This window comes from Pseudomonas syringae group sp. J254-4 (genome assembly GCF_032586855.1).
GTDB lineage: Bacteria > Pseudomonadota > Gammaproteobacteria > Pseudomonadales > Pseudomonadaceae > Aquipseudomonas > Aquipseudomonas amygdali.
In genome coordinates, this window is sequence record NZ_JAWHOO010000010.1 from 167589 (window position 1) to 186161 (window position 18573).

The window sequence follows — 18573 nt, forward strand, 5'->3', positions numbered from 1 at the left end:
GATTCCATTAGCCACGCCCGCTGACAACGGGCCAACGAAGACCTTTGAACCATGGCTACTATTCACGTAGACGGCAAAGCGCTCGAAGTCGATGGTGCAGACAACCTGTTACAGGCATGTCTGTCGCTGGGCCTCGATATCCCTTATTTCTGCTGGCACCCTGCCCTTGGCAGCGTTGGCGCCTGTCGCCAGTGCGCGGTCAAGCAGTACACGGACGAGAACGACACACGCGGTCGTATCGTCATGTCCTGCATGACGCCAGCCACCGACAACACCTGGATCTCCATCGAAGACGATGAGTCCAAGGCCTTCCGGGCCAGTGTCGTCGAATGGCTGATGACCAACCACCCGCATGACTGCCCGGTCTGCGAGGAAGGTGGTCACTGCCACCTGCAGGACATGACGGTGATGACCGGCCACAACGAGCGCCGTTATCGCTTCACCAAGCGTACCCACCAGAATCAGGAGCTGGGGCCGTTCATCGCGCATGAGATGAACCGCTGCATCGCCTGTTATCGGTGCGTACGCTTCTATAAAGACTACGCAGGCGGCACTGACCTGGGCGTTTACGGCGCTCACGACAATGTTTACTTCGGTCGCGTTGAAGACGGCACGCTGGAAAGCGAGTTCTCCGGCAACCTCACCGAGGTCTGTCCGACCGGTGTGTTCACCGACAAAACCCACTCCGAGCGCTACAACCGCAAGTGGGACATGCAGTTCTCGCCAAGCATCTGCCACGGTTGCTCCAGCGGCTGCAACATCAGCCCGGGTGAGCGTTACGGTGAATTGCGCCGTATCGAAAACCGCTACAACGGTTCGGTCAACCAGTACTTTCTCTGCGACCGCGGCCGTTTCGGCTATGGCTACGTCAACCGCACAGACCGTCCACGTCAGCCGCTGCTCGCTGAAGGCCAGGTCAAACTGAGCCTTGACCAAGCACTGGACAAGGCGGCGGATCTGCTGCGCGGCCGTAACATCGTTGGTATCGGCTCTCCTCGCGCCAGCCTTGAAAGCAACTACGCACTGCGTGAGCTGGTGGGCGCCGAGCATTTCTACAGCGGTATCGAAGCCGGTGAGCTGGAGCGTATCAGGCTGATCCTCAAGGTCCTGAACGACAGTCCGCTGCCGATCCCGACCCTGCGTGACATCGAAGATCACGATGCCATTTTCGTGCTCGGCGAAGACCTGACCCAGACAGCTGCACGTATGGCTCTGGGCCTGCGTCAGGCCGTCAAGGGCAAGGCTGAAGACATGGCTGCGGCGATGAAAGTCCAGCCGTGGCTCGACGCTGCCGTGAAGAACATTGGCCAGCACGAACTTAACCCGCTGTTCATTGCCAGCCTCGCCGAGACCCGTCTCGACGATGTCGCAGAAGAATGCGTGCACGCTGCACCTGACGACCTGGCTCGCATCGGTTTCGCCGTTGCCCATGCACTGGACGCCAGCGCCCCGGCCGTAGAAGGTCTGGACAGCGAGGCGCTGGAACTGGCGCAACGTATTGCCGATGCCCTGCTCGCGGCCAAACGTCCGCTGATCATTTCCGGTAGCTCGCTGGGCTCGACAGCGCTGATCGAGGCGGCGGCAAACATTGCCAAGGCCTTGAAGCTGCGTGACAAGCAAGGCTCTATCAGCCTGATCGTGCCGGAAGCCAACAGCATGGGTCTGGCGATGTTTGGTGGCGATTCTGTCGATGCCGCCCTGCAAGCAGTGATTTCCGGTCAGGCCGACGCCATCGTGGTACTGGAAAACGATCTGTATCGCCGTGTAGACGCCAAAATCGTCGACGCTGCGCTGAGCGCGGCCAAAGTCGTGATCGTCGCCGACCACCAGAAAACCCCGACCAGTGATCGTGCGCATCTGGTCCTGCCAGCTGCCAGCTTCGCGGAAGGCGACGGCACGCTGGTCAGCCAGGAAGGCCGCGCCCAGCGCTTCTTCCAGGTGTTCGATCCGACCTACCTGGATGCCAGCATTCTGGTTCACGAAGGCTGGCGCTGGCTGCATGCCCTGCGCGCCACCTTGTTGAACAAGCCGGTCGACTGGACGCAACTCGATCACGTCACCGAAGCCTGCGCCAGCAGCACCCCGCAACTGGCGGGTATCGTCAACGCTGCGCCGTCTGCCTCGTTCCGGATCAAGGGCCTTAAACTGGCTCGTGAACCACTGCGCTACAGTGGTCGCACGGCGATGCGCGCCAACATCAGCGTGCATGAGCCGCGCACCTCGCAAGACATCGATACAGCGTTCTCCTTCTCCATGGAAGGTTATTCAGGTTCCGCCGAACCTCGTCAGCAAGTGCCGTTCGCCTGGTCTCCGGGTTGGAACTCGCCGCAGGCCTGGAACAAATTCCAGGACGAAGTCGGCGGTCACTTGCGCGCCGGCGACCCGGGCACTCGCCTGATCGAAAGCCAGGGCGATGGTCTGTCGTGGTTCTCCAGCGTGCCACGTGCGTTCTCTCCAGAGCGCGGCACCTGGCAGGTCGTGCCGTTCTTCCACCTGTTTGGCAGCGACGAAACCTCGTCTCTGGCCGCGCCGGTTCAGGAACGCATCCCGCAGGCCTATGTCGCAGTGGCCAAGTCCGAAGCCGATCGTCTCGGCGTCAACGACGGTGCCCTGCTCTCCTTGAGCATCGGCGGTGAAACGCTGACCTTGCCGTTGCGCATCAGCGAAGAACTGGGCGCGGGCCTTGTGGCATTGCCGGCAGGACTGCCTGGCATTCCGCCAGCACTCTTCGGCAAATCCGTTGACGGTCTGCAGGAGGCAGCGCAATGACCTGGTTTACCCCTGATGTGATCGACGCAATCATTGCAGTGGTCAAGGCCATCGTGGTGTTGCTGGCGGTCGTGGTTTGTGGTGCCCTGCTGAGCTTCATCGAACGTCGTCTGCTGGGCTGGTGGCAGGACCGTTATGGTCCGAACCGTGTGGGTCCGTTCGGCATGTTCCAGATCGCAGCCGACATGCTGAAGATGTTCTTCAAGGAAGACTGGACCCCACCGTTCGCCGACAAGGTGATCTTCACCCTGGCGCCGGTGGTTGCCATGAGTGCCCTGCTGATCGCCTTTGCGGTCATCCCGATCACCCCGACCTGGGGCGTCGCGGATCTGAACATCGGTCTGTTGTTCTTCTTCGCCATGGCCGGTCTGTCCGTGTATGCGGTGCTGTTCGCCGGCTGGTCGAGCAACAACAAGTTCGCCCTGCTGGGCAGCCTGCGTGCTTCGGCACAAACCGTGTCCTACGAAGTGTTCATGGGCCTTGCGCTGATGGGCATCGTGGTTCAGGTCGGCTCGTTCAATATGCGCGACATTGTTGAATATCAGGCGCAGAACCTGTGGTTCATCATTCCGCAGTTCTTCGGCTTCTGTACGTTCTTCATCGCTGGCGTCGCGGTCACTCACCGCCACCCGTTCGACCAACCGGAAGCCGAGCAGGAACTGGCTGACGGCTACCACATTGAATATGCCGGCATGAAATGGGGCATGTTCTTCGTGGGCGAATACATCGGGATCATCTTGATCTCGGCGCTGCTGGTGACGCTGTTCTTCGGTGGCTGGCACGGCCCGTTCGACATTCTGCCATCGCTGGCATTCTTCTGGTTCGCCTTGAAAACCGCGTTTTTCATCATGCTGTTCATCCTGCTGCGCGCCTCCATCCCGCGCCCGCGTTATGACCAGGTCATGGATTTCAGCTGGAAGTTCTGTCTGCCGCTGACCCTGATCAATTTGCTGGTGACTGCTGCGATTGTGTTGTTGAACACACCGGCAGGCTCGGTTCAGTGAGGATTTGACCCATGTTCAAATATATTGGTGACATCGTTAAGGGTACAGGTACCCAGTTGCGCAGCCTGGTCATGGTCTTCGGCCACGGCTTCCGCAAACGCGACACCCTGCAATACCCCGAAGAGCAGGTATATCTGCCGCCCCGCTACCGTGGCCGTATCGTTCTGACCCGCGACCCTGACGGCGAAGAGCGCTGCGTAGCCTGCAACCTGTGTGCAGTGGCATGCCCGGTCGGCTGTATTTCGCTGCAGAAGGCCGAGACAGAAGACGGACGCTGGTACCCGGACTTTTTCCGCATCAACTTCTCGCGCTGCATTTTCTGCGGCCTGTGTGAAGAAGCGTGTCCGACTACCGCAATCCAGCTTACGCCGGACTTCGAGATGGCCGACTTCAAGCGTCAGGATCTGGTGTACGAGAAGGAAGATCTGCTGATCTCCGGTCCCGGCAAGAACCCTGACTACAACTTCTATCGCGTTGCCGGTATGGCCATCGGCGGCAAGCCCAAGGGCTCCGCACAGAATGAAGCCGAGCCGATCAACGTCAAGAGCTTGCTGCCTTAAGGAAGTAAAGATGGAATTCGCTTTCTACTTCGCATCCGGTATCGCTGTTGTGTCCACCCTGCGGGTGATCACCAACACGAATCCGGTGCATGCCCTGCTCTACCTGATCATCTCGCTGATCGCTGTGGCCATGACTTTTTTCAGCCTCGGTGCGCCGTTTGCCGGTGTGCTGGAAGTCATTGCCTATGCGGGCGCGATCATGGTCCTGTTCGTGTTTGTGGTGATGATGCTGAACCTCGGCCCAGCCTCGGTTCAGCAGGAACGTGCATGGTTCAAACCCGGCATCTGGATTGGTCCGGTTATTCTCGGCACGCTGTTGCTGGCCGAGTTGCTGTACGTACTGTTCGCCAATCAGACTGGCGCTGCAATCGGTCACACCACAGTCGACGCCAAGGCGGTCGGCATCAGCCTGTTCGGGCCTTATCTGCTGGTGGTGGAACTTGCCTCGATGCTGCTGCTTGCTGCAGCCGTCACGGCATTCCATCTGGGCCGCAACGAGGCCAAGGAGCCAAGCCAATGAATGCTATCCCTCTTGAGCACGGTCTGGCGGTCGCCGGGGTCCTGTTCTGCCTGGGTCTGGTCGGCCTGATGGTGCGCCGTAACATTCTCTTCGTGTTGATGAGCCTGGAAATAATGATGAACGCCTCTGCACTGGCGTTCGTAGTGGCCGGCAGTCGTTGGGCGCAACCGGATGGGCAGGTCATGTTCATCCTGGTGATCAGCCTTGCGGCAGCCGAGGCCAGTATCGGCCTGGCGATACTGATGCAACTGTATCGCCGCTTCCACACTCTCGATATCGATGCTGCCAGCGAGATGCGCGGATGAATCTTCTCTTTCTGACTTTCGTATTTCCCCTCATCGGTTTTCTGCTGCTGTCGTTCTCTCGTGGGCGCATATCGGAAAACCTTGCGGCGCTCATTGGCGTCGGCTCTATCGGCCTTTCAGCCATCGTCACGGCCTGGGTCATCTGGCAATTCAATGTCGCACCGCCGGAAGGTGGTCACTACACCCAGGTGCTGTGGCGCTGGATGGACGTTGATGGCTTCCAGCCCAACTTCGCGCTGTATCTGGACGGTCTGTCCGTCACGATGCTGGGCGTCGTGGTTGGCGTCGGCTTCCTGATCCACCTGTTTGCGTCCTGGTACATGCGCGGTGAAGCGGGCTACTCGCGCTTCTTCTCCTACACCAATCTGTTCATTGCCAGCATGCTGTTCCTGATCCTGGGCGACAACCTGCTGTTCATCTACTTCGGTTGGGAAGGCGTGGGCCTGTGCAGCTACCTGTTGATCGGTTTCTATTACAGCAACCGCAATAACGGAAATGCAGCGCTCAAAGCGTTCATCGTCACCCGTATCGGTGACGTATTCATGGCCATCGGCCTGTTCATCCTGTTCCAGCAATTGGGCACGCTCAATGTGCAGGAACTGCTGGTCCGGGCGCCGGAACACTTCAAGGTCGGCGATTTCTGGATCGTTCTGGCAACCTTGATGCTGCTGGGTGGTGCGGTCGGTAAATCTGCCCAACTGCCACTGCAGACTTGGTTGGCTGACGCGATGGCCGGTCCTACTCCGGTTTCGGCGCTGATCCACGCAGCGACCATGGTTACCGCGGGCGTCTACCTGATCGCGCGTACTCATGGCCTGTTCGCACTGGCACCGGACATACTGCATCTGGTCGGCATTGTAGGCGGCGTCACGCTGGTTCTGGCGGGTTTCGCCGCACTGGTGCAGACCGACATCAAGCGTATCCTCGCCTACTCGACCATGAGCCAGATCGGTTACATGTTCCTGGCACTGGGTGTTGGTGCCTGGGAAGGCGCGATCTTCCACCTGATGACCCACGCCTTCTTCAAAGCGCTGCTGTTCCTTGCTTCCGGCGCGGTGATCGTTGCCTGCCACCACGAGCAGAACATCTTCAAGATGGGCGGCCTGTGGAAGAAACTGCCATTGGCCTACGCCAGCTTCATCGTCGGCGGTGCAGCACTGGCTGCCCTGCCGCTGTTGACGGCAGGCTTCTACTCCAAGGACGAAATTCTCTGGGAAGCATTCGCCAGCGGTAACAATGGCCTGTTGTATGCCGGTCTGGTTGGCGCGTTCATGACGTCGCTGTACACCTTCCGTCTGATCTTCATCGCGTTCCACGGTGAAGCCAAGACCGAAGCACACGCAGGTCACGGTATTGCTCACTGGTTGCCGCTGTCGGTACTGATCGTGCTGTCGACGTTCATTGGCGCGCTGATCACCCCGCCACTGGCAGGTGTTCTACCGCAGAGCGTTGGCCACGCCGGTGGCGAAGCCAAACACAGCCTGGAAATCGCCTCTGGCGCCATCGCCCTGGCCGGTATCCTGCTGGCAGCGCTGCTGTTTCTCGGCAAGCGCCGCCTGGCAACGGCAATCGCCAACAGTGGTCCGGGCCGCTTCCTGTCGGCCTGGTGGTTCGCTGCCTGGGGCTTCGACTGGATCTACGACAAGCTGTTCGTCAAACCTTATCTGGCGATCAGTCATGTGCTGCGTAGCGATCCGTTCGACCGCACCATCGGCTTGATCCCACGTCTGGTCAAAGGCGGTCATAACACTATGAGCCGTACCGAGACCGGCCAGCTGCGTTGGTATGCTGCCTCGATCGCCGTGGGTGCCGTTCTGGTACTTGGTGCCGTCGTTCTGGTTGCGGTCTGACATGAACCTTGCGAATTTGCGAAAGGAATTGAGCCCGTCATGATTCTGCCTTGGCTAATCCTGATCCCCTTTATCGGCGGCCTGCTGTGCTGGCTGGGTGAGCGCTTCGGCTCTACCCTGCCGCGCTGGATCGCGCTGCTGACAATGACCCTCGAACTGGTTCTCGGCCTCTGGCTGTGGGCTACCGGCAATTTCGGCTACGCGCCGGTGCCTGGCGCCGACCCGACCTGGACCCTGGAATTCCACCACCCGTGGATCACCCGCTTCGGCATCGACGTGCATCTGGCACTCGATGGTCTGTCGCTGCTGATGATCCTGCTGACCGGCCTTCTGGGTGTGCTGTCGGTGCTGTGCTCGTGGAAGGAAATCCAGCGCAAGGTCGGTTTCTTCCACCTTAACCTGATGTGGATCCTGGGCGGTGTCGTTGGCGTGTTCCTGGCCATCGACCTGTTCATGTTCTTCTTCTTCTGGGAAATGATGCTGGTGCCGATGTATTTCCTCATCGCGCTCTGGGGTCACAGCTCTTCGGACGGCAAGAAGACTCGTATCTACGCCGCAACCAAGTTCTTCATCTTCACTCAGGCCAGCGGCCTGATCATGCTGGTGGCGATCCTGGGGCTGGTGCTGGTGCACTTCAATCAGACAGGCGTGATCACCTTTGCCTACGCTGACCTGCTGAAGACCAAACTGGCACCGGGTACCGAATACATCCTGATGCTGGGCTTCTTCATTGCCTTTGCCGTGAAGCTGCCGGTGGTGCCGTTGCACTCCTGGCTGCCGGATGCGCATGCCCAGGCACCGACTGCCGGTTCGGTCGACCTGGCAGGTATCCTGCTGAAGACCGCTGCCTACGGCCTGTTGCGCTTTGCCCTGCCACTGTTCCCCAACGCATCGGCCGAGTTCGCACCCATTGCAATGACGCTGGGGCTGGTCGGTATTTTCTACGGTGCATTCCTCGCGTTTGCCCAGACCGATATCAAGCGCCTGATTGCGTTCTCCAGCGTTTCGCACATGGGCTTTGTACTGATCGGTATCTACTCCGGCAGCCAGCAAGCGCTGCAAGGCGTACTGATCCAGATGATTGCCCACGGCCTGTCGGCTGCGGCACTGTTCATTCTCAGTGGTCAGCTGTACGAGCGCCTGCATACTCGTGACATGCGCGAGATGGGCGGCCTGTGGTCGCGTATCGCCTACATCCCGGCCATCAGCCTGTTCTTTGCCGCCGCCTCTCTGGGTCTGCCGGGCACCGGCAACTTCGTCGGCGAGTTCCTGATTCTGCTGGGCAGCTTCGCCAGCTCACCATGGATCACGGCGATCGCCACCTCCGGTCTTGTATTTGGTTCTGTCTACTCGCTGATCATGATCCACCGCGCCTACTTCGGCCCGTCGAAGTCCGACGAGGTTCTGAAGGGCATGGACGGACGTGAAATGATCATGGTGCTGGGCCTTGCGGTGTTGCTGGTCGTGCTCGGGGTTTTCCCGCAGCCTTTCCTCGACACATCGGCAGCGACCATGCACGGCGTGCAGCAATGGCTAGGCACTGCCTTCACTCAACTCGCTTCGGCCCGGTAAGAGCGCTATGGACCTGACGATTCAACACTTTATTGCGCTTGCGCCACTGCTGATCACCAGCCTCACCGTTGTAGTGGTGATGCTGGCGATCGCATGGCGCCGCAATCACTCGCAAACGTTCCTGCTTTCAGTAGCAGGTCTCAACCTGGCCCTGCTGTCGATCTATCCGGCACTGAAAGTTGCCCCACTGGTCGTGACACCACTGCTGCACATCGATAACTTTGCCTGCCTGTACATGGCAATCATCCTTGCCTCTACCCTGGCCTGTGTGACCATGGCACACGCCTATCTGGGTGACGGCAAGGCAGGTTATCCAGGCAATCGTGAAGAGCTTTACCTGCTGATCCTGCTGGCAGCTGCCGGTGGGCTGGTGCTGGTCAGTGCTCAGCATCTGGCGGGCCTGTTCATCGGCCTGGAACTGCTGTCGGTGCCGGTCTACGGTCTGGTGGCGTATGCCTTCTTCAACAAACGTTCGCTGGAAGGCGGCATCAAGTACATGGTGCTATCGGCTGCAGGTTCAGCGTTCCTGCTCTTCGGCATGGCGCTGCTGTACGCAGAAGCTGGCTCGCTGAGCTTCGAAGGTATTGGCAAAGCCATTGCCGCGACAGGGATGCCAAGCCCGATTGCCAGCCTGGGTCTGGGTATGATGGTTGTAGGGCTTGCATTCAAACTGTCGCTGGTACCTTTCCACCTGTGGACCCCGGACGTTTACGAAGGCGCTCCTGCGCCGGTAGCGGCCTTCCTGGCTACGGCCAGCAAGGTGGCAGTGTTTGCCGTGCTGGTGCGTCTGTTCCAGATTTCACCGGCAGCCAGCAGTGGCGTCCTGCACGACGTACTGGCAGTCATTGCCGTAGCGTCGATTCTGGTCGGCAACCTGCTGGCGCTGACTCAGACCAACCTCAAGCGTCTGCTGGGTTACTCGTCCATTGCGCACTTCGGTTACCTGATGATTGCGCTGGTGGCCAGCAAAGGCATGGCGGTCGAGGCGATTGGTGTCTATCTGGCAACTTACGTGCTGACCTCGCTGGGCAGCTTCGGCGTGATCACCATGATGTCTTCGCCTTACAGCGGACGTGATGCCGATGCGATGTTCGAATACCGCGGGCTGTTCTGGCGTCGTCCGTACCTGACGGCAGTCATGACCCTGATGATGCTCTCGCTGGCAGGTATCCCGCTTACCGCAGGCTTCATCGGCAAGTTCTACATCATTGCCACCGGTGTCGAGTCGCAACTGTGGTGGCTTATCGGAGCACTGGTGATCGGTAGCGCCATTGGCGTGTTCTATTACCTGAGAGTGATGGTCACCATGTATCTGGTCGACAACAAGCTTCCACGCCACGACGCAGCGATCAACTGGGCGCAGCGCACTGGCGGCGTAATGTTGCTGGCCGTCGCGATCCTGACCTTCGTGCTGGGCGTGTACCCGCAACCGCTGCTCGATCTGGTGGTCAATGCCGGTCTGCACGTAGCAGGCTGATCATCTGCAAACAAAAAACCCTGCTATCGAGCAGGGTTTTTTTTGCCTTCGGAAACGGCTGAAATGGTTACCCGTCGACGCTTTTCGCGGCCCGCACAGCGCCTGGCGATATGCCCACCGTTCTTTTGAATGCGCGACTGAAGGCCGCCAATGAACCGTACCCCAGCTGATTGGCAACGGCCTCCACCGAATGCTGCTCGCGGCTCAGGCTGTGCAATGCCAGGCGCATTCTCAGCTCCGTCAGGTACTGCAATGGCGGCTTACCCGTTGCTTCGAGAAAGCGCTGTGCGAACACTGATCGAGAATGCCGGGCCTCATGGGCAAGCGTAGCTACCGTCCAGCGTCTGCCTGGATGCTGGTGCATCATAACGATGGCTCGACTCAGCCGAGGGTCTTGCAAAGCACCGAGCCAGCCCGTGGCATTCCCACAGCCGCCTGCAACCCAGCCACGCACCAGCAGCGCAGCCACGACTTCAGCAAGACGTGCCAGAATGCCTGCGTGCCCAGCCTGTAGCATCAAGGCTTCACGCTCCATTGCCTCGAGCATGGGCCGCAGCTCGGGACACGTCTCCAGCAGAGTGCTGACCTGCATAACATCCGGCATGGCGGCAACAAGCGGCTGCATGCCGCCCAGCTCCAACTCCATGCAACAGCTAAAGATAATCGCCTGATCAACAGCTGCGCCCTCCCCGGCATCTGCCCGATCTTGAACGCCATCGCTGATGCCGGTAGACGGATCAAACCGCTGTACATCGCTTGCAGACGTGCTTTCGATCGTCAACATAGCGTGGTGCCCACCGCGCGGAATAAGAACCGCGTCTCCGGTATCGAGTTTGTATAGAACGTTCTCAGCGCTGCGTAGCCAGACAGGCCCACGTCCGACGAAATGAAACTGTGCTCGTCCGATTGCGTTAGTGAAGCCAACACCCAGAGGCGGCACAACTTCCAGCCTGCGGAATTGAACGCCGAAAAGACGCATACCGAGCAGTAGCTCGCTGATGGGGTCATTTGACGGGGCTTGCATGGAGGCCACTTCGAGTTCAGGACGATCAATCAATTCATCAGGATCTTACGTCATAGACCGTCCTACGTCATCGACCTACAGTGCGCCCATCACTTCTGCCGCGTGGAAATAGCCTCATGAATCACATTCGCTTCGTTCACCTGCTGCGCAATACCTTGCTTGCTGCGCTGCTGGCCGGACTATCGTCACTGGCCCTGGCAGTAGACAAACACTACACCGTCACAGCCCCTGACGGCGTCGAACTCGCTGTGCAGGAATCAGGCGATCCGAACGGGCAAGCCCTGATTTTCATTCACGGTTTGCTGGGCAGCCGCCTCAATTGGGAAAAGCAGATCGTTAGTCCGCAGCTGCAGCGTTATCGAATGATTACCTATGACCTGCGCGGTCACGGGCTTTCCGACAAGCCCGCTAATACCGAGGCGTACCGTAACGGGCGCCGTTACGCGGACGATCTGGCAGCGGTACTTGAAGCCACGAACAGCAAGCGTCCAGTATTGGTCGGCTGGTCATTGGGGGGCGTGGTCATGTCTAACTACCTCGCCGCCTATGGTGACGCGAAGATCGGCGGCGTTGTGTATGTTGATGGTGTCATTGAGCTTAATGCTGCTCTGATTACAGCCCATCCTCATGTATATGCCGGCCTGAGTTCAGAGGACCTGAAGACACACCTTGATGCAGTACGCACTTTTCTCGGACTGTGCTTCCACACACAGCCAGATGCACCGACTTTCGAACGGCTTTTGTCGAATGCTGCGATGGCATCGTGGACGATGACCCGTGCCACGCCTGCAATGACTGTCGATGTGGCCAAAGGCTTGCCCAAAGCAAAGGTGCCGGTATTGATGCTGTATGGTGCCAAGGATGAGCTGGTCAACGTTCAGCCCAGCATCGCACGCGCCCGGCAACTCAATGCGCGGATTCTATCGAAGGTGTACGAAAACTCAGGTCACGCGCCATTTCTGGAAGAAGCATTGCGCTTCAATACCGATCTGGCAGCCTTCATGGAGTCGGCTGTCATTGCCGCAAGGGGCTCTGAATGAAGTCTGTTCCAGGCCTGTTACATAAATGAATAACCCGCGCATCCCCCTGCCTGATAACGACAGGGGCATTCGCGGGTCTGTATCGGCCACGCGTAACGGTATGTCAGCCTGGCAGCCTGACGGGCTTCTTGGCACCGCTGAACAAACCCCAGCTGGAGATGAACAGTGCGGCCACCAGAGGTCCTATGACAAAGCCGTTCAGACCAAAGACCGACATACCGCCCAGCGTTGAAATCAGGATCAGGTAGTCCGGCATTTTCGTGTCCTTGCCCACCAGGATCGGACGCAGCACGTTATCCACCAGACCGATCACGAAAACACCGAACAACCCCAGCACCACACCTTGCCAGATCATGCCGCTGAGCAGGAAGTAGACAGCCACCGGAGCCCAGACAATCCCCGCCCCCACAGCGGGCAACAGCGACAGGAAGGCCATGATCACTGCCCACAGCAACGCACTCGGGATGTCCAGCGCCCAGAAGATAAAACCGCCCAGCGCACCTTGCGTTACCGCGACCACCACGTTGCCCTTGACCGTGGCACGTACCACTCGAGTGAACTTGAGTTGCAGACGACGCTTCTGCTGTTCGCCCAATGGAAAGGCCGTACGTATCTTGCGTACCAGCTCCTGCCCATCTCGCAGGAAGAAGTACAGCAGGTACAGCATGATGAACACACTCACCACGAAATCGAAGGTGCCTTGGCCAAAACTGAACGCTTGAGTCGCCAGATACTGACTGCCCTGCATTGCCCCTTTGGTGATCTTGTCGCGTAATCCTTCAAGGTCGCCCATGCCCAGACGGTCGAGCAGTGCCTGAATCGAGTGCGGCAGCAGATCCTTGAACTCGGCGAGATAACCGGCAATATCCAGCTGCCCGGTCTCGACATTCTTGTACAGCGTGGTGCCCTCCTGAACCAGCAAGGCGCTGATGACGATCACTGGCAGAATCGCAATCACCAGACAGATTGTCAGGGTGCACAGGGAGGTAAGATTGCGTGACCAGTTGAACTTGATCTGCAACCTGCGCTGCACAGGCGCAAAGATGATTCCGAGAATGACCGCCCAGAATACTGCGCCGTAAAACGGTAGCAAAATCCATATGAAGGCAATGGTGACCAGCACCAATAGCATAATGAGGGTTTTGTATTGCAACGTGGTTTCGTTCATGTCCTGTCCATGTCAGTAGACCGCGCCTCGCGCCCGGTCTAGAGCTTAGTCAGCACTTGAACGTACGAGTGCCATCTTCTACGAAGGCAATATGACCGCGGTGGCAGGCGCAGGCTGTTGCGGACGTCAGCGCCCCTGCCACGCAGGCATCAGACACGGAACTGACCGACCAGACTGTCAAGGCGCGAGCCCAGTTCGGCAAGGCTGCGTGAGGTCTGTGCGCTTTGCCGGGTTTCATCGGCGACGCTTTCAACTGCACCTGCAATCTGGTGAACGCTGCGATTGATTTCTTCGGCAACCGCCGTCTGCTCTTCCGCTGCGCTGGCGATTTGCGCGTTCATCGAGTTGATCGTCGCAATCAACTCACCGATGGTCACCAGCGATGTGCCTGCTTCGTTGGCTTGCGCAGAGGTCCCGTCGCCAGCTTCGCTGGAACGGCGCATTGCCGTGACGGCCTCCTGAGTGCCCTGCTGCAGACGGTCGATCATCCCTTGAATTTCCTGCGTGCTTTGCTGGGTCCGGCTGGCCAACGCCCGGACCTCGTCGGCAACCACGGCAAAACCGCGCCCTGCTTCCCCTGCCCTCGCGGCCTCGATGGCGGCATTGAGTGCGAGCAGGTTGGTTTGTTCGGCGATAGAGCGAATAACACCCAGTACGCTGACGATCGAAGAAACGTCCTTTTGCAGAACATCCAGTGACGAGCCACTTTTGCGGATGTCGTCTACCAATGCATGAATCTGTCTGATACTGCCATCCACAACGCGCTTGGCGGCGCGCCCTTGTTCGTCGGTCTGCTGAGCAGCCACGGAAGCACCCTGCGCGCTCTTGGCAACCTCTTGAGCCGCAGCCGACATCTGATTGATTGCGGTCGCCACTTGATCTGTTTCGTGGCGCTGACGGTCCATGGCGGTTTCCGAGCGCTGTGCCTGGGATGACACTTCTCCGACCAGGCCATTGAGTTGCCCGGTCATTTCGCTGACCTGACGAACCATACCGTGGATCTTGTCGACAAACCGGTTGAACGAACCAGCCAGATCACCAAGCTCGTCATTACTGGTAATGGCCAGACGCCGAGTCAGATCGCCTTCACCCGCGGCGATGTCATCCAGGTTGTTTTTCATCAAACCGAGCGGACGTAGCAGAGTGCCGGCCATCAATATCCCGATGACGCCAATGATGACCAGCACCAGGACGGTGATACCCAAAATGCTGTACAGCATTTCCTTCAGACGTGCTTCGACGTTCTGCCTGACTTCAGCAACTTTAGCGTCAATGCCGTCGATATTGACGGCAGAACCGATGATCAGATCCCACTTCGGCAGATAATCCGTGTAGCCGATCTTGGGCACAGGTTCAGTCTTGCCAGGCAGGGCCGAGGAGTACATCACATAGTGAGTGCCCGCCTTGCCGACCGCCACCAGTTCGCGGTTGATGTAGACCCCGTTAGCATCGCGGGCGTCATTGAAACTCTTGCCGACGCCATCAGGACTGTTGCTACGGAATATACGGATTACCTGAGAGTCATAGCCAAAGATATAACCATCCTTGCCATAACTGATGGAGGAAAGCAGCTTGATCGCATTAGCGCGCGCAGTTTCATCACCCGGCGCTGCAGCCTCGTAAAGCGGCTTGATGGCCGTCATGGCGATCGCAACGTAGTTCTGCAACGTTGCCTTGGCTTCAGAGAGCAGACGCTCTCGCGTATCACTGACCTCGCGCTCTGCCTGCCGGTGCAGCATGAACACCGTGGTGGCACTGATCACCAGCGCAAATATCAGAACCGGCAGGACTGCCAGCGACAGAACCTTGGCTTTCAGACTGAGACGCATAGGAAGGGCCTTATGGTTATTTTTATGAGTCAGAGATACCTATCAGGTTATCGGCGGTATCCGACGGACATTAAGACCCAGCGTATTTTTTTGTATGAAGACTCTGAAAGTTACAGGCTGACAACTTATGGAGCGGTGCGCTCGGGAAGATCAATGCGTACGCGAAGGCCCCCAGCGGGGCTCTCCTGCAATTGCAGTTGGCCGCCCCAGGCCTCGACGATATCGCGCACAATCCCCAGGCCAAGGCCATGACCGGTAATCTGCTCGTCAAGGCGAGCGCCACGGCTGAACACCTCTGCGCGCTGCGACTCCGGAATACCGGGCCCGTCATCGTCCACCAGCAGGCTGAAGCCCTGAGCCTGACTGAGAATGCTCAGACGCACTTCGCTGTCGGCCCACTTGCAGGCGTTGTCCAGAAGGTTGCCCAGCAGTTCGAGGATATCCTCCCGGTCCCACGGCAGATGCATGCCTGCTTCAACATCGTTGACCAAATGAAGGTGGGCACCATGAATCATGCCCAACGTGGAAAACAGCCCGGGCAGTTCGGCATCACAGTCGAAACGGGCTCCCGGCAGCGCGTCCCCGGAAAGACGGGCCCGATTGAGTTCACGCTCCAGACGCAGACGGATATTTTCCAATTGCTCCTGCAACGTCTTGCGCAGTGCCGGGTTGCCGTCCAGCTGTCCACTGAGGGCCAGGCTGAGCAATACCGCAAGCGGTGTCTTCAAGGCATGCCCCAGATTGCCCAATGCATTGCGTGAGCGTTTCAGGCTGTCTTCAGTATGTGCAAGCAGATGGTTGATCTGAGCCACAAGGGGCTCAAGCTCGAGGGGCACCTGATTGTCCAGTTGCGAACGCTGACCCTGTTGAAGCTGGAAGATCTGCTCGCGAACGGTTTCCAGAGGCCGAAGCGCCCTGCGCACTGTGATGCGCTGCAAAACCAGCACCAGGATCAGCGCTGCGAGCCCGAGCCCGAGCCCGATCTGCTGCATGAGACGAAAGCTCGCCCTGACCGGCGTGTAATCCTGGGCGACGGTAATTGAAATCTGCTTGCCGAACTTTCGGTATTCGCTGGTCAGCATCAACAGCGACTGCCCGGTCTTGCCAAGTTCAAGGTTAGCGTGCAACCCCACCCCAGGCTGCGGCAGCTCAAAATCCCACAAAGAACGGGAACGCCAGTGGCCCTGCGGCAAGTCCATGCGGAAATAGTGGCCGGACAGCGGGCGCTGATAAGCACCCGACAAGCGATGGTCATCCAGTTGCAGCCCGGCAGGACCTCGGACCAGCGCCACCAGCAGGTTCTCGCTCTCGTTGCGTAAGCCCGACTCCAGATAGCGCTGCAGGCCCACTTCAAACAACCAGAGACTGGTCTGCGCCATCACCAGGCCGACAACGACCATGACGGCGATAAGACCCAGGCTCAGACGCCGTTGTATGGATTTCAACCTCCGGCTCCGCCGTATAGGTAGCCTTGGCCACGGCGGGTCTCGACCACTGCGCGGCCCAGTTTGCGCCTCAGGTGATTGACATGGACCTCGATGACATTGGAGTCACGCTCGTTTTCGCCATCGTACAAGTGCTCAGAGAGATGGCTTTTGGAGAGAATCTGTCCAGGGTGGAGCATGAAATAGCGCAGCAGACGAAACTCTGCAGACGTGAGCTGGATATCAACGCCATCCCGGCTGACACTCTGGCGACCTTCATCCAGATTAAGGCCGGCAGACTCCAGGGTTGGCTGGTTGGCAAGCCCGTGAGAACGCCTCAACAGGGCCTGAATACGCAACTGCAGTTCTTCAGGATGAAAAGGTTTGGTCAGGTAATCATCGGCCCCCGCCTTCAAGCCTTCTATACGCTCTGACCACGAACCTCGTGCCGTCAGAATCAGTACCGGGGTAGCCAGGCCCTTGCCACGCCATTGCTGGAGAACCTCAAGCCCGGGCATGCCGGGCAACCCCAGATCCAGAACAATGAGGTCGTAGGGCTCGGTTGCGCCTTGATAAACTGCGTCACGACCGTCAGCCAGCCAGTCGACCGCATAACCTTGCCGCCCCAGCGCAGCGAGTAACTCATCTGCGAGGGGAACATGGTCTTCAACCAGGAGCAGGCGCATCAGTCATCATCCTCGTCTTTCAGCAATCGGCTATCGCGCGCATCGAACTTGAGCTCACGGACAACACCCTGTGGGGTCAGCAACTCGAATTCATACACGTACATGTTATTTTTTTCCTCAAGCTCAGCCTCCAGCAAGCGAGCGCCGGGATGAAGACCCAGCGCGCGCTCGATAAACTGTTCGAGAGGCAGTATCACCCCACGCTGCCGCAGACTGAGCGCTTCATCCTGATTCAGATCCCTGGCATAGACAAAAGAGCAGGTCAGACTCAAACCAAGGATGACACAGAGACGCTTGTCGACATTCATTAGTTATCCTGATGATTCCTGTAGACCTGGCCCGTAGCGGCGTCTATTTCGAGAACCCACTCAACATCGTGCTTGTCACGCAGCTCGACATTGTAAACGTACCTGCCGTATATATTCTTGAACTGTGTATCAAGAATACTGGCACCAGGGTGCTTGCTGAGGGCGTTTGCATCGAGTTTTTCAGCCGACTGGAGAGTGCCCGCGTTACTGAGGCGCAATACCTCCTGCGGGTCGACACCACGCGCCTGGATGACACATGAAGTCAGAACACATGTCAGGGCCGCCAGCAGGGTTGTCAGCGTTTTCATTGTTGGAGGTGTCCATAGCGGTCGATGCTTCTATGGCGTTTACCTTACCCCGTACAACTTAACTCAAACTGAATATATCTGGCCGAGTGCCATCAATCGCACCTGAAAGAATCGTCACACACAAGCCCTGCATGGAGTTTCAGGCCATTGCTGTTAAACTCGTCGATTGCATTTATCGCGTCTGCGATCGCCATTTTTCCGGGGCCAATACACAGTGGAAATCTTCAAAGAGTTTACCTTCGAGTCAGCACACCGCCTCCCTCACGTACCAGAGGGTCACAAGTGTGGACGTCTGCACGGCCATTCGTTTCGTGTCGGCATTCATCTGGCTGGCAAGGTTGATCCTCACACAGGCTGGATCCGCGACTTTTCGGAAATCAAGGCTATTTTCAAACCGCTGTACGAACGCCTTGATCATAATTACCTGAATGACATCCCCGGCCTTGAGAATCCAACCAGCGAAAACCTGGCGAAATGGATTTGGAATGAGCTGAAGCCCCTTCTGCCGGAGCTGTCCGCCGTTCGTATTCACGAGACCTGCACCAGCGGGTGCGAATACCGCGGGGATTGATTCTCCCGGAAAATAAAAAACCACCTCGACCAGGTGGTTTTTTTGTATCTGCACGGTACGAAAAAGACTTTAACGTGCCCCAAAAACAAAAACCCTCAACGCGTAAGCGATGAGGGTTTCTGGAATTTAATCTTGACGATGACCTACTCTCACATGGG

17 protein-coding genes and 1 pseudogene are annotated in these 18573 nt (G+C 58.2%); 10 read left to right on the top strand and 8 right to left on the bottom strand.

Translation table 11 applies throughout. The annotated features are described in order from the left end of the window. The first annotated feature begins 51 nt into the window (after positions 1-51). The 8 genes from nuoG to nuoN are packed head-to-tail and all read left to right on the top strand — an operon-like array spanning position 52 to position 10057. On the top strand, positions 52-2769 hold the full coding sequence (gene nuoG, locus RYB09_RS14485) for an NADH-quinone oxidoreductase subunit NuoG (protein ID WP_122258945.1): 2718 nt from the start codon (positions 52-54) through the stop codon (positions 2767-2769). After that, positions 2766-3773, top strand: coding sequence for an NADH-quinone oxidoreductase subunit NuoH (nuoH, locus tag RYB09_RS14490; RefSeq protein WP_003371726.1), 1008 nt, complete (start codon positions 2766-2768; stop codon positions 3771-3773). The genes nuoG and nuoH overlap by 4 nt, the downstream gene beginning before the upstream one ends. A gap of 11 nt (positions 3774-3784) precedes the next feature. Continuing rightward, positions 3785-4333 (top strand): NADH-quinone oxidoreductase subunit NuoI, encoded by a 549-nt coding sequence (gene nuoI, locus RYB09_RS14495; protein WP_002554018.1) that lies wholly within the window; start codon positions 3785-3787, stop codon positions 4331-4333. A 10-nt stretch (positions 4334-4343) separates the two neighbouring features. Next, a complete protein-coding gene (gene nuoJ / locus RYB09_RS14500) occupies positions 4344-4853 on the top strand; it encodes an NADH-quinone oxidoreductase subunit J (RefSeq protein WP_122258944.1) in 510 nt (169 codons plus the stop codon). Then, on the top strand, positions 4850-5158 hold the full coding sequence (nuoK, locus tag RYB09_RS14505) for an NADH-quinone oxidoreductase subunit NuoK (protein WP_002554020.1): 309 nt from the start codon (positions 4850-4852) through the stop codon (positions 5156-5158). The genes nuoJ and nuoK overlap by 4 nt, the downstream gene beginning before the upstream one ends. Then, positions 5155-7008, top strand: a complete 1854-nt coding sequence (nuoL, locus tag RYB09_RS14510; RefSeq protein ID WP_122258943.1) for an NADH-quinone oxidoreductase subunit L — start codon at positions 5155-5157, stop codon at positions 7006-7008. The genes nuoK and nuoL overlap by 4 nt, the downstream gene beginning before the upstream one ends. A gap of 39 nt (positions 7009-7047) precedes the next feature. Next, positions 7048-8580: an NADH-quinone oxidoreductase subunit M gene (gene nuoM / locus RYB09_RS14515; protein WP_002554022.1), complete on the top strand. Its 1533-nt coding sequence runs from the start codon at positions 7048-7050 to the stop codon at positions 8578-8580. A gap of 7 nt (positions 8581-8587) precedes the next feature. Beyond that, complete coding sequence (gene nuoN, locus RYB09_RS14520; RefSeq protein ID WP_002554023.1) at positions 8588-10057, top strand: NADH-quinone oxidoreductase subunit NuoN; 1470 nt, start codon at positions 8588-8590, stop codon at positions 10055-10057. A gap of 67 nt (positions 10058-10124) precedes the next feature. Here the strand turns inward: nuoN and RYB09_RS14525 are convergent, their stop codons facing one another. Further along, positions 10125-11081, bottom strand: coding sequence for an AraC family transcriptional regulator (locus RYB09_RS14525; protein WP_058407812.1), 957 nt, complete (start codon positions 11079-11081; stop codon positions 10125-10127). Positions 11082-11197: 116 nt separating this feature from the next. Here RYB09_RS14525 and RYB09_RS14530 point away from each other — a divergent pair, with 116 nt between their 5' ends. After that, positions 11198-12121, top strand: coding sequence for an alpha/beta fold hydrolase (locus RYB09_RS14530; RefSeq protein ID WP_057401720.1), 924 nt, complete (start codon positions 11198-11200; stop codon positions 12119-12121). Positions 12122-12224: 103 nt separating this feature from the next. Here the strand turns inward: RYB09_RS14530 and RYB09_RS14535 are convergent, their stop codons facing one another. The 7 genes and pseudogenes from RYB09_RS14535 to RYB09_RS14560 all read right to left on the bottom strand — a co-directional run bounded on the left by RYB09_RS14535 (position 12225) and on the right by RYB09_RS14560 (position 17844). Then, entirely contained in the window at positions 12225-13289 is a 1065-nt protein-coding gene (locus RYB09_RS14535; RefSeq protein ID WP_004659453.1) for an AI-2E family transporter, read from the bottom strand. Between the two features lie 149 nt (positions 13290-13438). Next, on the bottom strand, positions 13439-14281 hold the full coding sequence (locus tag RYB09_RS27245; protein ID WP_371217824.1) for a methyl-accepting chemotaxis protein: 843 nt from the start codon (positions 14279-14281) through the stop codon (positions 13439-13441). A gap of 15 nt (positions 14282-14296) precedes the next feature. After that, positions 14297-15118: pseudogene (locus tag RYB09_RS27250) on the bottom strand (cache domain-containing protein); the annotation flags it as partial. A 125-nt stretch (positions 15119-15243) separates the two neighbouring features. Beyond that, positions 15244-16563: a sensor histidine kinase gene (locus RYB09_RS14545; protein WP_058400388.1), complete on the bottom strand. Its 1320-nt coding sequence runs from the start codon at positions 16561-16563 to the stop codon at positions 15244-15246. Continuing rightward, a complete protein-coding gene (locus tag RYB09_RS14550; protein ID WP_004659446.1) occupies positions 16560-17228 on the bottom strand; it encodes a response regulator transcription factor in 669 nt (222 codons plus the stop codon). The genes RYB09_RS14545 and RYB09_RS14550 overlap by 4 nt, the downstream gene beginning before the upstream one ends. Next, the gene (locus RYB09_RS14555; RefSeq protein ID WP_002554027.1) at positions 17228-17536 is read right to left on the bottom strand and encodes a PepSY domain-containing protein; all 309 of its coding nucleotides are present in this window, start codon (positions 17534-17536) and stop codon (positions 17228-17230) included. The genes RYB09_RS14550 and RYB09_RS14555 overlap by 1 nt, the downstream gene beginning before the upstream one ends. After that, positions 17536-17844 carry a PepSY domain-containing protein gene (locus RYB09_RS14560; RefSeq protein WP_058400387.1) on the bottom strand — a complete coding sequence of 103 codons (309 nt, stop codon included), beginning with the start codon at positions 17842-17844 and terminating at the stop codon, positions 17536-17538. The genes RYB09_RS14555 and RYB09_RS14560 overlap by 1 nt, the downstream gene beginning before the upstream one ends. Before the next feature lie 214 nt (positions 17845-18058). Here RYB09_RS14560 and queD point away from each other — a divergent pair, with 214 nt between their 5' ends. Beyond that, positions 18059-18415: a 6-carboxytetrahydropterin synthase QueD gene (gene queD / locus RYB09_RS14565; RefSeq protein ID WP_003317991.1), complete on the top strand. Its 357-nt coding sequence runs from the start codon at positions 18059-18061 to the stop codon at positions 18413-18415. Positions 18416-18573 lie beyond the last annotated feature (158 nt).

Excerpts from the sequence above, each read along its gene's own strand:
- nuoJ (WP_122258944.1), top strand. The coding sequence starts at position 4,344 with ATGGAATTCGCTTTCTACTTCGCATCCGGTATCGCTGTTGTGTCCACC.
- nuoI (WP_002554018.1), top strand. The coding sequence starts at position 3,785 with ATGTTCAAATATATTGGTGACATCGTTAAGGGTACAGGTACCCAGTTG.
- RYB09_RS14525 (WP_058407812.1), bottom strand. The coding sequence starts at position 11,081 with ATGCAAGCCCCGTCAAATGACCCCATCAGCGAGCTACTGCTCGGTATG.
- RYB09_RS14535 (WP_004659453.1), bottom strand. The coding sequence starts at position 13,289 with ATGAACGAAACCACGTTGCAATACAAAACCCTCATTATGCTATTGGTG.
- RYB09_RS14555 (WP_002554027.1), bottom strand. The coding sequence starts at position 17,536 with ATGAATGTCGACAAGCGTCTCTGTGTCATCCTTGGTTTGAGTCTGACC.
- nuoH (WP_003371726.1), top strand. The coding sequence starts at position 2,766 with ATGACCTGGTTTACCCCTGATGTGATCGACGCAATCATTGCAGTGGTC.
- RYB09_RS14560 (WP_058400387.1), bottom strand. The coding sequence starts at position 17,844 with ATGAAAACGCTGACAACCCTGCTGGCGGCCCTGACATGTGTTCTGACT.
- nuoN (WP_002554023.1), top strand. The coding sequence starts at position 8,588 with ATGGACCTGACGATTCAACACTTTATTGCGCTTGCGCCACTGCTGATC.
- nuoK (WP_002554020.1), top strand. The coding sequence starts at position 4,850 with ATGAATGCTATCCCTCTTGAGCACGGTCTGGCGGTCGCCGGGGTCCTG.
- RYB09_RS14530 (WP_057401720.1), top strand. The coding sequence starts at position 11,198 with ATGAATCACATTCGCTTCGTTCACCTGCTGCGCAATACCTTGCTTGCT.
- RYB09_RS14550 (WP_004659446.1), bottom strand. The coding sequence starts at position 17,228 with ATGCGCCTGCTCCTGGTTGAAGACCATGTTCCCCTCGCAGATGAGTTA.
- nuoG (WP_122258945.1), top strand. The coding sequence starts at position 52 with ATGGCTACTATTCACGTAGACGGCAAAGCGCTCGAAGTCGATGGTGCA.
- nuoL (WP_122258943.1), top strand. The coding sequence starts at position 5,155 with ATGAATCTTCTCTTTCTGACTTTCGTATTTCCCCTCATCGGTTTTCTG.
- nuoM (WP_002554022.1), top strand. The coding sequence starts at position 7,048 with ATGATTCTGCCTTGGCTAATCCTGATCCCCTTTATCGGCGGCCTGCTG.
- RYB09_RS27245 (WP_371217824.1), bottom strand. The coding sequence starts at position 14,281 with ATGGTTCGTCAGGTCAGCGAAATGACCGGGCAACTCAATGGCCTGGTC.